The sequence below is a fragment of the Methylosinus sp. shoA genome, assembly GCF_059718125.1.
Window position 1 is genome coordinate 2,905,216 of the sequence record NZ_AP046091.1, and the last position, 12,165, is coordinate 2,917,380.

Consider the following 12,165-nt stretch of genomic DNA (forward strand, 5'->3'; position numbering starts at 1 on the left):
CCCGATGAAACGCGCTCATGGATCGCTTCAATCAGCTTCGCGACAATCTGATCGGGCTCGGACCGAGAAAGCTCTCCGCTCTCGCGCTCATCTTCACGCTGGTCCTGGCGATCACCGGGCTCGGGGCCTATTATTTGTCGCGGCCCGATTTCGAGGTGCTCTACGCGGGGCTCGACCGCGAGGACGTGAGCCGCATCGGCTCCGTGCTCAAATCCTCGGGCGTCGCCTTCGACATCAGTCCCGAGGGCAACGCCGTGCTCGTCCGTTACGGGCAGACGGCGCAGGCGCGCATGCTGCTCGCCGAGCGCGGCCTGCCGCAGAGCGCCAACGCCGGCTATGAGTTGTTCGACAAGGTGGGCTCGCTCGGCCTCACCTCCTTCATGCAGGAGGTGACGCGCGTGCGCGCGCTCGAGGGCGAGCTCGCGCGCACCATCCAGCTCATCCGCGGCGTCAAGGCCGCGCGCGTGCATATCGTGCTCCCCGACGAAGGCTCGTTCCGCCGCGCGCGCCAGCCGCCCTCGGCCTCCATCGTGATCCGCACCGAGAGCCCCGACGATTCGAAGGCGGCGCAGGCGATTCGCCATCTCGTCGCCGCCTCCATTCCCGGCATGACGGTCGACCAGGTGACCGTGCTCAACACGGACGGCATGCTGCTCACGGCCTCGGAGGGCGACGAGACCGACGCCGTGCCGGCGAAGACGATGACGCTCGAGAAGATCGTCGCCAAGGACATACAGGACAACATTCGCCGGACGCTCACCCCCTATCTGCGCCTCGCCAATTTTCAGGTCAGCGTGCGCGCGCGAATCAACACCGACCGCAAGCAGACCAACGAGACGATCTTCGATCCGGAATCGCGCGTCGAGCGCTCCGTGCGGGTGGTGAAGGAGAACTCGACCTCTCAGAACAACAGCACGAGCCAGACCACCGGGGTCGACCGCAACGTGCCGCAGCAGGACAAGCCTCCGGCGGGCGAGGGCAAGCAGTCGAACGACGAAAACAAGAAGAGCGAGGAGCTGACCAATTTCGAGCTGTCGTCGAAGACGGTCACCACGGTCAGCGGCGGCTACACGCTCGAAAATCTCTCGATCGCCGTGCTCGTCAACCGCGCGAGCCTCGCCGGCGCCGGCAAGGATGGGCCGAAGCCCGAGGCGCTCGAGCGCCAGCTGAGAGAGATCGAGCAGCTCGTCGCTTCCGCCGCCGGCGTGCGCAAGGACCGCGGCGACAGCGTCAAAATCTCGGCCGTCGATTTCGCGATCAACGAGAACGACCTCTCGCCGGTCGAGCCGGCGGGCTGGAGCGAGGCTCTCACCCATCAGCTCGGATCCGTGATCAACGCCGGCGCGCTGATCGTCGTCACCGTTCTGCTCGTTCTGTTCGGCCTGCGTCCGGCCTCGCGCGCGCTCCTCGCCGAAGCGCCGGCGCCGGCGGCGATCGCCGAGGAGGCCGCGCCGGCGCTGCTCGGCGCCGAGCCCACCGTCGAATTGCCCTTCACGCCGATGATGGAGGCGCCGCAGTTCATGGGGACGATGGACATGGGCCTCATCGAGGACATCGGCGGCCGCGAGAAATTCAGTCAGCAGAAGAAGCTCGAGCAGCTCATCGAGGCCGACGAGATGCAGGCGGCGGCGATCCTGAAGCAATGGATGTACGCCGAAGGGAGCGTGTGATGGCGCGCTCTGTCGCCGATGTCCTGATGCGCTTCGACGAGCCGCGGGTCCTTGCGCCCCTCGCGCCGCCCGAACCCGTCGCCGAGACCCACGTCGAGGAGGAGTTCGTCCCGCAGGAGCCGAGGATCGAGCTCACCGAGGAGCTGCGCGCCGAGCTCGTCGAGGAAGGCCGCGCAGCCGCCAAAGAGGAATATGAGGCGCTGATCGCACGCGAGCGGGCGGCGTCGCTGCTGCGCCTCGAGACCGAGCGGCGCCGCTGGGCGCGCGAAGAAGGCGAGCGGCTCGGCGAGCGGTTCCGCGCCGCGCTCGATGGATTCGTCGACCGGATCGGCGAGGATGTCGGGCGCGTGCTCGAGCCTTTCGTGACGGGCGAGGTGCGCGAGCGCATGCTCGAGGCGCTCGTCGATCGCCTGCGAGTCATGATCGCCGATCGGGATCAGCCGGTCGTGCGCCTTTGCGGACCGACCGATTTGCTCGACGCGCTCTGCGAGAAGCTGAACGGCGAAGGCGTCGCGACGCGCATCGAGGATGTGGGCGGCGTCGACGTGCGCGCGCGTCTCGAAGCGACGACGATCGAGACGACCGTCGAGGAATGGATGCGTGAGCTTCGTGACGAGGACGACGCACAATGAGCGACGAAGAGGAAAGCGAGATCATCTTCATCCGCAAGCGCCACGGGGACGACGAGGACGGTCATCACGGCGGTGTGTGGAAAATCGCCTTCGCCGACTTCATGACGGCGATGATGGCCTTCTTCCTGGTCATGTGGATCATCAACTCGACCTCGAAGGAGACCAAGGCGGCGATCGTCCAATATTTCAATCCTGTCCAACTCGTCGACTCCAACCCTGCGCACAAGGGCCTGCGCGATCCGAAGGAGGCGGGGCAGGGCAAGAGCGCGAATATGACGACCGCTGTCGACAAACAGCAACCGGCGCCGGTTGCGAACGAGAAGGACGAGCCGCAGCGCGAAGCGGCGCTGCTCTATGATCCGATGACGACGCTCGACGAGATCGCCGGCTCCGCGAGCGCCGCGAGTTCGACGGAGGCCTCCGGCAAGCCGGGTCAGGCGCCGCCGACCTTCGGCGATCCCTTCGACCGCAGCGTGCGCGGAGTCGGCTATGTCGAGCAGCGCGTCGAGGAGAGCGGGTCGCCCGACAGAGCGAGCGAGGCGGAGCCGGCCGAAGAGCGCGCCAAGCCCGCGCCGGCGACTCCGCCGACCAACGCCAAATCCACGACGCGCCAGCAGAGGCAGACGGCCGCGTCCGCCGCGGCTGCGGCCGAGGAGAAGGCGAGGGCCGAGGCCGCTCAAGTCGCGGCGACGCGCGCCGCGATCGACAAGATCGTGAAGGCGGAAAGCTCGAACGCGCAGCCGGGTCCGCATATCGAGGTGGCTCAGACCTCGGAAGGCCTGCTCATCAGCCTCACCGACGAAGCGAATTTCTCCATGTTCGCGATCGGTTCGGTGAAGCCGAAGCCGCAGCTCGTGCGCATCATCGGCCAGATCGGCGGCGTCCTCTCCAAGCAGCCCGGGGAGGTCGAGCTGCGCGGCCACACCGACGGCCGTTCATACAAGTCGAAGGTCTACGACAATTGGCGCCTCTCGGCCGACCGCGCCAATATGGCCTATTACATGCTCGTGCGCGGCGGTCTCTCCGAAAAGCGCGTCGTCGAGATCGCCGGCTACGCCGACCGAAACCCGAAGGAGCCGAAGGAGCCGCTCGCCGCCGTCAACCGCCGCATCGAAATTCTCGTGCGCAAGAGCGGGACGTGATGCGCGCCGGCCTTCTCCTCGCCGCGGCGCTGTCGCTGTGGAGCGCCGCCGCCGCCGCGCAATCGGACGGGTTCGTCGAACTGGTGCGCAAGCTCACCAGTCTGCAGGATGGCATGGCGCGCGGCGCCGCGGCCGCCCGCGCCTCTATTCCTGCGCAGGTCGAGCAGATCGAGGCGGCGATCGCGACGGCCGAGGCCGATTCCTGGAAAGAGCGCGCCAACGCCCGCGCGGCGGCGACCTTTCTCCTGTGCGGAGGATCGCCGCGCGCCATCCGCAGGGTCTTCGACGCCCGTCTCTTCTCGGAGGCGGACCGGCCTCTCGTCGACGCCAGCCTCGCTTATGCGGAAGGCCGTAGCCGCGAGGCGACTTCGATGTTCGCGCAGATCGATCCGAAGACGCAGCCGGCGACGCTCGGCGGTCATCTCGCCCTGGTCCTCGGCGGCCTGATGATCGGCGTCGACAATGCGCGGGCGCGCGAGCTGCTCGATCTCGCCCGCCTGCTCGTGCCGAGCTCGCTCGTCGAGGAGGCGGCGCTGCGGCGCGAGGTCGCGATCATCGATCCGCTGCAGGACACGAGCAAATTCCTGTTGCTCGCGCGCCGCTACGTCGCGCAATATTCGCGCTCGCCTTTCGCGCGCAATTTCTGGGGCGAGGTTCGCGCGGCGACGACGCGCGTCGCGTCGAACATCGCCGAGGAGCAGCTCGGCGAATTCCTGGCGCTGTTCGACGCGCTGCCGCCGGCGACGCGTTTCGATCTCCATATGACGATCGCGCAGAACGCCATTCTGCGCGGACGCCCCGGGCTCGCGGCGCTCGAGACCGATCGCGCCGCGCTGCTCGCCGACACGCCGCGAGCCAAGGCGCGCGTCGCCCTCAATCGCGCGGCGCTGACGGCGCTCGGCGGCGATTTCGACGCGTCGGCGAGCGAGTTCGCCGAGATCGACCCCAAATTCCTCGAACCGCGCGACATGGAGCTGCGAGCCGTCGTCTCGGGCGCGGTGGGTCGGCTGCGGTTGGAGCCGGACGTCGTCGAAGCCTCGGCCATGTCGGCGCGGGACGAGTCGCCGGCCGAAAAAGCGGCGCGGCAGGCGCTCGCCGATTCCGAAACCATGCTGCAAAGGGCGGTGGAAAAATGAATCTCGCTTCGCTGCTGTCGAGCGTCGCAGCCGATCGGCTCATGCGCTCCCGAGCGTCCGCGTCCTCTCGCGGCGCGCTCGACGACGGTGCGGCGGGGCCGTCCGAATTCGCTTCCGTTCTCTCCGAGGTCGACGGCTCGGCGCGCGCCGGCGAAGCGCAGGGCTCGGCGCCGGCCGGCGAGTCCGCGACCGAGACGGAGGACGGATCATCCGACTCGGCGAAAGCGGCGGACGACGCCGATCCGCCCCCGCCCCAGGGCGCCCCGCCCTCGCCGTTTCCGCTCGAGAGCGGACGCGAGCTCGCCCTCGTGTCGAGCGCGCTGGCGCCGCCCCTCTCCCAGGCGCCGCCCGCGTCCGATGGCGACGCGCCTGCCGGGTCCGCCGCCGACGCGAACGTGTCCCCGCGCGCTCCGGCGCCGGCGCCGATGCGGGCGGTTGCGCTCGCAGGGCCTCCTTCGACCGCATCCGCCCCGGTCGCAGCTACGCCGCGCCCGCCGGAGACGCCGCGCGCCGCCGCCCAGGCTGCGACAGCGCCGGCCAGCCTCGTTCCCAGCGAGGAAAGCGCCCCCGAACGCTCCTCTCTCTTTTCGGTTTCGGCGCCGCCGACAAGCGAAGCGGGCGCCGGGCGGCCGCCCTCCGAGCCTCCCGCCATGGCGAAGGCCGCCGACGCAGCGCCGGCCTCGGCCGAAGCCTCGCGCCACGCCGAAGGCAAAGTCACAACGAACTCTGCGCCGACGGCGGGCCGGTCCGAGACCGCCACGGTCCGCCCTTCGACCGCCCCGGCCATGGCGGCGGTCGCCGCGCCGACCCCGCTGTCCGGCGCGAGCGCATCCGATCTCCCGAGCGGGCGTTCGGCGGACGCCGAAGCACCGCCCCGGCGCGTCTCGTACGCCGCGAGCGTCGGCGAATCGCGAACGGCCGCGGCGTCTTCGTCCGCTGTTGCGTCGGAGCGCGGCGACGCCGCGGCGACGGCCCCGCGCGCGTCGGCGCCCGCATGGCCGCGCCTCGAGACCGTTCGCGGCTTGACGATCGCCGAAAATGCGGAGCCGGAGTCCGGTCCGCCGCCGGCGCGGCCGATGGCGGAGCGTTTGGACATCGACGCGCCGGGGACCGCCGCTTCCGTGCTCGCCGCCGCGTCATACCCGCAGCGCGAAGCGTCGCCGCCGCTCGAGGTCGGCGACGCGGCCGCGGCGCGCTCGACCGCCGCAGCGGATCCCATCGCCGTTTCTGCGCCCGCGCAGCCCGCCACGGCGCATGTGGAACCGACGCGGCGCTCGGCCGCTCCCGTGACGATGCCCCCCGACCTCGCCGCGGCGCCGACGCCGAGCGAAACAAAGGCTTCGAATGCGCCCGCCGCGAGATCCGTGATCTCGACGAGCGCGCGGGGCGAGAGCGACTCGCCGGCGCGCGTCGAGGCGGAGGCGGCGGGCCTTCGCCGTTCGGCGACGCCGGGCTCTGCATCGGTCGGAAGCAGCTCGCAGCCGCTGGCCGCAGCCGCCGACCCGCCGGCGGCCGCCCCGGCCGATGATGAAGCGCTTCCAGCCTTGGTCGCTCGCTTCCCCTCCGCCGCCGCGCCGGCGCGGGCGCATGGCTTCGACGTTGCGCCCGAGGGCGCCGTCGTGGAAGCGCCTGTCGCAATGCGCGCCGGGGCTCTCGATGCGAGCCCGCGCGGCTCCACGCCAAACGCCATTCCGTCGGAGCGCGGCGAGGCGGCCTCGCGAGCCGCGCCGCCGAGAGGTGCGGATGCGCCGACGCCGGCGCTCCGAGGCGATCGCATCGGCGTCGCGTCGGCCATATCTGGCGCCGACCGCCCGTCGTGGCGCGCGCCGTTTCCCGGCGCTGATCGCGGTTCCGCATCGATCGCCGTCTCGACTCTCGCAGACGCCGCGGCCGCAGGCGTGCGAGCGGCGGCGGAGCGTCCGATCGAGCATAGCGGCGGCGGAACGGGCGCCGGCCCGGCGGCAGTTCGCCTCGGCCCGGCTCGAACCTCCACGCTCGGCGTCGCCGAGAAAGCGCCCGAGCCTGTTTCTTTCGCAGAGTCGCCGGTCGCCGCGTCGGCGGCCGATCCGCCCATGCCCTCCCGGCCCGCAGACCCGACGGCGCAGAGCGACCGCAACGGCCGCGCGCAAAGCGCAGCGAGCGGGCCGCAGACCTCCGCTCCGTCGCCGGCCCGTGACTCGCGACCGAACACGGGCGACGTGCAATCCGAAGGCGCTTCCGGCGCCCCGTCGACCGAGGCGCCCGAGCCTGCTTCTCTCGCAGGTCTCGCAGGGTCGCCGCCGCCGGTTGCCGCGCCTGTGGCCGATCGGCCCATGGACCCGGGGCTGGGGGTCGGCCGCCGCGGTCGCGCGCAAAGCGTCGCGAGCGGTTCGCTCGCTTCGCCGCCGAACTCGGCCGCTCGGTCGCCGGCCAATGACGCGCGGCCGACCACGGGCGACGCGAGCTCCGAAGGCGCTTCCGGCGGCGCGTCGACCGAGGCGGTCCAGCGCGGAGGCCCCGCCGGAAAGAGCGATGCTCCGAAGCTCCAGGATTTCGCGCCGGATCCGGCCGCCGTCCGGCCTTCCCGGACGCCGCCCGTCGCGAGCGCCGCATCGGCGCTTGCCGACCCTCCTGTCGATCGAGAGGATGAAACGCCTCGGGCGCCTCTTGCGGCATCGTCCGCGCCGGCGCCCGCTCGCGAACGGACAGTCGGCGCAAGCTCCTCCGCCGCCGCGCCGACCACATCGGCTCATACTCCGGCGCGCGCGATCGCTCCTGCGCGGCGTCCCGCCGTTTCGGCGGCGCCCGAACAGGAGGTCCGCGCCGACCTTCCGCGGCCGGCCGTCGCGGTCCCGCCCGCATCGCAGGGTCGCCTCGTCTCGACCGGTTCGCAAGTGCAGGGGCAGGCGGGCGTCGGCGCGCTTCGCCCGACCCTGCCAGCCGCGTCCGAGCCGCCAGCCGACCTCACGCCGGGTCCAGACGCCGATTCCTTCGAACGTCGTTCGGCGCCGCCAGCCGCGGGACCGACGAACGTCGAACCGGCCGCCGCGGCGAAATCGGCGCAGCCTCCGGCAATGCATTCCGTCTCGGTGGCAGCTCCGGTCCAAGCGGATGGCGCGCGGCGGGCGTCTGCCGAAGATGGACCCCGCGCCGATGTGGTTGCGGCCGGCGCCGCTTCCCCTGCGGCTTCGACAAACGACGACGGCGCCGACAGGCGGACGGCCGCGAGCCTGAAACCGGCCGCGCCTTCGACCCCGGCGGCGCCCGAGACGGCGACCGATGTCGGGCAGCCGAACGCCCCGCCGCTCCGCGAAGCGCGCGCCGCGCCACGATCGGAGCCCGATGTCGCCATAAGCTCCGCGGCGGCGGTCGCCGCGCCGCGGCGCGAAGAGCCGACTCGTTTGGCCGATGCGCCCCTCCGGGCGGATGCGGCGCGATTTGTCCCGTCGAAGGAGGAGCCGACCATCGCCGGGCGGCCTTCCGTGACCGGCCGCGAGTCTCCGTCGATCCCCGCCGGCCGCGAGCCGCCCGCGGCTTCGCTGGCGGCGGTCGCGAGTCCACGCGGCCCGGGCGCCGCGGCAAGACCCGCGCGCCAGGATATGACGTCTGCGCCGGTCGGCGCCGAAACGCGCGCCCCGGAGCAAAGCGCCGCTTCGACCTCCGCAGCCGAAAGCGGAGAGAGCGCATCCTTCGCAGCAATTCGGAGCGCGGCGCCGGTCTCCGATCGTGCGCCTGCCGTCATCGCCGACGCAGTGGAGACCTCTCGCGGTCCCGTCGCCGATCCGACGCTCGCCGCGCCGCGCCCGGTTTCCGGCCGATCCATTGCGCCACCCCTCTCGCATCCGGACATTTCGCTGGACGTGGCGAGCGCCGCGGAAGGCGAGGCTCCGACGCGGGCCGAGGCGTCGAATGCGCCGCGAAACGAAAAGCCTCGGACAGCGCTCGCCGCACGTCCGGCGCCGCAGGCGCCCCCCGCCGCGGCCGACGCTCCTCGCGCGCCGCCTCGGGAAAAGTTTGTCGTCGCCACCTCCGTTCCCGCCGACGATCCGACGCTCGCCACGCCGCGCGCTGTTTCCGGCCGGGCCGATGCGCCGGCCGTCCCGCGTCATGCGGCCGTTTCGCCGAGCGCGGCGGGCGCCGCAGAAGGCGAGGCTTCGACGCGAGCAGAGGCGTCGGATGCGCCGCGAAACGAAAAGCCTCGGACGTCGCCGCCCGCGCTCGCCGCCGTCGCGCGTCCGGCGCTGCAGGCGCCTCCCGCCGCGGCCGATGCTCCGCGCGCGACGCCGGCGACCGCGCCGCCTCAGGAGAGATTTGCCGCCGGCTTCGTTCCGACGCAGGGGGGCGCAGCGCCCGACCAATCGGCCTTGGTCGCGCCTGCCGCACGCGTTTCCGAGCCCGAGGCGGCGTCCACGCCATCCATTGCCGCGCGCGCGCAGACGAGCGCCGTCGGCCTGTCGCGCGAGGCGACGTTCTCCGCGCCGGTCGAGAGGCATTTTGAGTCGAAGCCGTCGCCCGCCGCAAACGCGGCCCCTCGAGACGAGATTGCCGCCAAGAGCGCGGGCGCCGCGAGCGGCTCTCCTCTGCCTCTGCCGCCGCCGTCCGCCGCCGGCGCGCCCCCTGCGCCCGAGACGGTTCGCGACGACGGGCTTTTCGCCCTGCTTCGCGCGATCCCGGCCGGGCGGCTCGCCTCGTCCATCGTCGCCGCGCGCGCGCCGACCCGGGGGGAGGACGCTGCGCGCTTTGCGCCGCGCGCCGGGGGATCGGCCGGCGACGCCGTGAGATCATTCGACATCGCCGCCGCTCTTCCCCCGACGCTCGCCGCCGAAGGCTCGCGCTCGTCGTTCGTCGAACCCGTCGCGACTTTCGTCCCGGCGTCCGCGCCGAGCGAATCGCTCCCGGACGAGAACGCGAAGCCGGCGCAGACGGCGGCGCCGGCGTCGTCGGGCGAGGGCCGCCGCATCGACGTCGCCGCGACGTCGTTCGCCGTTCAGCCGACGTCCCAGCCGGCGGCCGTGTTCCCGCGGCCGCCCGAGCGGCTCGCGGCTCGCGGTGAGACGCATCCCGCCGCCGTTTCCGCATCGCGCGCCGCCTCGGCGCCGGCGGCGGTCGAAACGAGCGCGCCGGCTCCGGCCGAGGAGGAGATCGTCGCCGCGCCGATCGGCCGCATCGATCTCTCTGGACCGGCGCCACATCCCGCGCCGGCGATGGCGGCGATGCTCATCCCGCAGGCGCGCGGCCTGCTCGGCCTCGCGCAGAGCCGCGGCCCCGGCGGCGCGTCCGGCTCCACGTCGCGCGTCGTGTCCGACGCGGCGCCGCGCTCGGGCTCGCTCGCCGTCAAGACGATGACGATCGAGCTCGCCCCGGAATCGCTCGGCGCGGTGGTCGTGAAGATGAAGCTCGCGCATTCGGGCGTCGAGATGAAGATCAGCGTGCGTTCCTCGGAGGCGCTGCGCGAACTCGAATCGTCCCGCGACGCGCTCGTCGCGACGATGCGGTCGGCCGGGTGCGCGATCGACGGCTGCACGATCCAGATTTCCGCGCCGGATGGCGCGCAGGCGCCGGCCGGCGGGCAGGGCTTCGACGCCGCGTCCAATGGCGCGCAGAGCGAGCGGCGCGAGATCGCAGGAGAAGGAGCGGGCGATGGCCAGGGGACGGGCGGACGGCGGCGCGAGACCGCACGGGACGAAAGCGCGCCGGAGGCCGGGGCGCCGCGTCCTGCCGGTCGTCGCGGCGGCGGTCTTTATCTCTGACGCCCGCGCCGCCGGCGCGCCGCCGCAGAACATCTGCGAGCGGGAGATGATCCAGGCGGCGAACGAGCATTCGGTTCCGCTCGCCGTGCTCTACGCCGTCGCGCTCACCGAGACGGGCCAGAGAGGCGCGCTCAACGCGTTTGCGATGAATGTGCAGGGGCGTCCCGTATTCAGCGCCGACTTGCGCGAGGCGCTGGAGCGCTTCGCGACCGCCAGGCGCGCGGGCGCGGCGCTGATCGACATCGGCTGCATGCAGGTCAATCACCACTTTCACGGCGCCAAATTCACGTCGGTCGAGGCGATGTTCGATCCGCGCCTCAATGTCGGCTATGCGGCGAAATTCCTGAAGTCGCTGCGCGCGAGCGAGGGCAGCTGGACGGCTGCGGTCGCGCGCTATCACGCCGGGCCCGGCAACGCCCCGGCGCAGAAGACCTACGTATGCGCCGTGATCGCCAATATGGTGACGAGCGGCTTCGGCTCCTGGACCGACGCCGCGCGCGACTTCTGCCATCCGCGCGACCGGGCGGCGGCGCGATAGGGGGCTTCGCGAAGCGCGCGGAGAGTCGGGACCCGTGCGTCTACGCGACGCGCGGGTGGCCCGCGGCGCGATAGAGATAGCGCGAGAAGGCGTCGAACATCTTGCGCATCTGCGACGGCTTGTAGGGAAAGACGTCGACCGGGTCCATGTCGTGGACGAGCAGAGTGTGGTCCGCCTTGAAGACGACGAGCTCGCCGGACGCGGTCTCCGCGCAGTCGACCCCGAAATAAGTGAGGCCGACGCGATCGACCAGAGCGGCGAAGGTCTTCGCATGGCGCGCGGCGAAATCCGTGTCGAAGGTCGCAAAGAAGCGCTCCTCCTCCGCGCGGCAGGACGCGTCGGCCTGCATTCGCGCGTCGACATGCGAGGCGTTCCAGCTGTCGGAGACGGCGAGATGGCAGGCGTAGGCGCGGCAATCGATGAAGATCACCCGGGTGGTGCGATAGAGTCCGTCGGCTCCGCGGCAGTCGATGAAGGGCGCGACGCGAAAGACGGCGTCGCCGCGGCGCGCGAGCAGCGCAGCGAGCGCGTCGGGGCCGTCGATCTTCTCCGCCTCCCATTCCGCCCGCTCCGCGGGCTTGACGACGAGCGGGAAGGGCGTGCGCGTCTCGATCGCGGCGGCGAGTTCGTCGCGGCGCCGCTGGTCGAACGAGGGCATGCGCAGCCCCGGCACGCCGCGCAGATGATCGCCGAGATCGTCCGGCTCCAGCATCGACACGCGCGCGGGAAGGTTGACGACGGGCGCCGGCCAGAATGCGAGGCGCTCCTCGAGATCGGCGAGCAGGCGGCGATTCGTCGGCGTCGCGGCGATGGCGACGAAGGCGAGATCATGGTCGGGCAAATCCTGCGGCAATGCGCGGCCGGGCTGCGCATAGGCCATGGTCAGCGCGATGTCGGAGCCCTCGAGCAGGAATTCGAGCGGCGTGTTGGAGCCGATGTCGGCGGCGGCGACGAAGGCGAGCACGCGCAGGCGCGGATTGGCGCCGCAGCAGGTGCTGTGGAACACGCGCTGCTGGCGGAGCGCCAGCGCCTGGCGTTCGAGGCCGACCACGAGATCGCCGTTGAGCTGGTCGATGACCGAGAGATCCATCAGCGCGCCCGCATGCGCGGGGTCCCGCTCGAACATGCCGAGCAGCCGTCCGGCGATACGGCCGAGATCGACGCCGGCGAAGGCCAGCCGCGTCAATTTCGCAAGGCCGATCGGCAGAGCGTTGCGTTGGACCATCCCATCGTCGATACGCATCGAATTCACCCTCTCGAGGGTCGTTTCGACCCGGGAGACTATTGACGCGCACATTGCTATCTTTCAGACATTTCC

The 12,165-nt window shown here is 71.8% G+C and carries 7 protein-coding genes; 6 read left to right on the top strand and 1 reads right to left on the bottom strand.

Annotated elements, in window-relative coordinates:
• Positions 1-17: 17 nt before the first annotated feature.
• The 6 genes from fliF to AC6IW9_RS13230 are packed head-to-tail and all read left to right on the top strand — an operon-like array spanning position 18 to position 10,847.
• On the top strand, positions 18-1,670 hold the full coding sequence (gene fliF / locus AC6IW9_RS13205) for a flagellar basal-body MS-ring/collar protein FliF (RefSeq protein WP_497764208.1): 1,653 nt from the start codon (positions 18-20) through the stop codon (positions 1,668-1,670).
• Complete coding sequence (locus AC6IW9_RS13210; protein WP_497764210.1) at positions 1,670-2,302, top strand: hypothetical protein; 633 nt, start codon at positions 1,670-1,672, stop codon at positions 2,300-2,302. Before fliF ends, AC6IW9_RS13210 begins: the two co-directional genes overlap by 1 nt.
• Positions 2,299-3,444 (top strand): MotB family protein, encoded by a 1,146-nt coding sequence (locus AC6IW9_RS13215; RefSeq protein ID WP_497764212.1) that lies wholly within the window; start codon positions 2,299-2,301, stop codon positions 3,442-3,444. Before AC6IW9_RS13210 ends, AC6IW9_RS13215 begins: the two co-directional genes overlap by 4 nt.
• Positions 3,444-4,580 (top strand): MotC family chemotaxis protein, encoded by a 1,137-nt coding sequence (locus AC6IW9_RS13220; RefSeq protein ID WP_497772516.1) that lies wholly within the window; start codon positions 3,444-3,446, stop codon positions 4,578-4,580. The genes AC6IW9_RS13215 and AC6IW9_RS13220 overlap by 1 nt, the downstream gene beginning before the upstream one ends.
• Positions 4,577-10,309, top strand: a complete 5,733-nt coding sequence (locus AC6IW9_RS13225) for a flagellar hook-length control protein FliK (RefSeq protein ID WP_497764213.1) — start codon at positions 4,577-4,579, stop codon at positions 10,307-10,309. The genes AC6IW9_RS13220 and AC6IW9_RS13225 overlap by 4 nt, the downstream gene beginning before the upstream one ends.
• Positions 10,310-10,355: 46 nt before the next feature.
• A complete protein-coding gene (locus tag AC6IW9_RS13230) occupies positions 10,356-10,847 on the top strand; it encodes a transglycosylase SLT domain-containing protein (protein WP_497764214.1) in 492 nt (163 codons plus the stop codon).
• Between the two features lie 40 nt (positions 10,848-10,887).
• Here AC6IW9_RS13230 and AC6IW9_RS13235 read toward each other — a convergent pair whose 3' ends face one another.
• Positions 10,888-12,090: an ATP-grasp domain-containing protein gene (locus tag AC6IW9_RS13235; protein WP_497764216.1), complete on the bottom strand. Its 1,203-nt coding sequence runs from the start codon at positions 12,088-12,090 to the stop codon at positions 10,888-10,890.
• Positions 12,091-12,165: the final 75 nt, after the last annotated feature.

Coding starts and splice junctions, on each gene's coding strand:
- AC6IW9_RS13215 (WP_497764212.1), top strand. CDS start 2,299: ATGAGCGACGAAGAGGAAAGCGAGATCATCTTCATCCGCAAGCGCCAC.
- AC6IW9_RS13235 (WP_497764216.1), bottom strand. CDS start 12,090: ATGCGTATCGACGATGGGATGGTCCAACGCAACGCTCTGCCGATCGGC.
- fliF (WP_497764208.1), top strand. CDS start 18: ATGGATCGCTTCAATCAGCTTCGCGACAATCTGATCGGGCTCGGACCG.
- AC6IW9_RS13210 (WP_497764210.1), top strand. CDS start 1,670: ATGGCGCGCTCTGTCGCCGATGTCCTGATGCGCTTCGACGAGCCGCGG.
- AC6IW9_RS13225 (WP_497764213.1), top strand. CDS start 4,577: ATGAATCTCGCTTCGCTGCTGTCGAGCGTCGCAGCCGATCGGCTCATG.
- AC6IW9_RS13220 (WP_497772516.1), top strand. CDS start 3,444: ATGCGCGCCGGCCTTCTCCTCGCCGCGGCGCTGTCGCTGTGGAGCGCC.
- AC6IW9_RS13230 (WP_497764214.1), top strand. CDS start 10,356: ATGATCCAGGCGGCGAACGAGCATTCGGTTCCGCTCGCCGTGCTCTAC.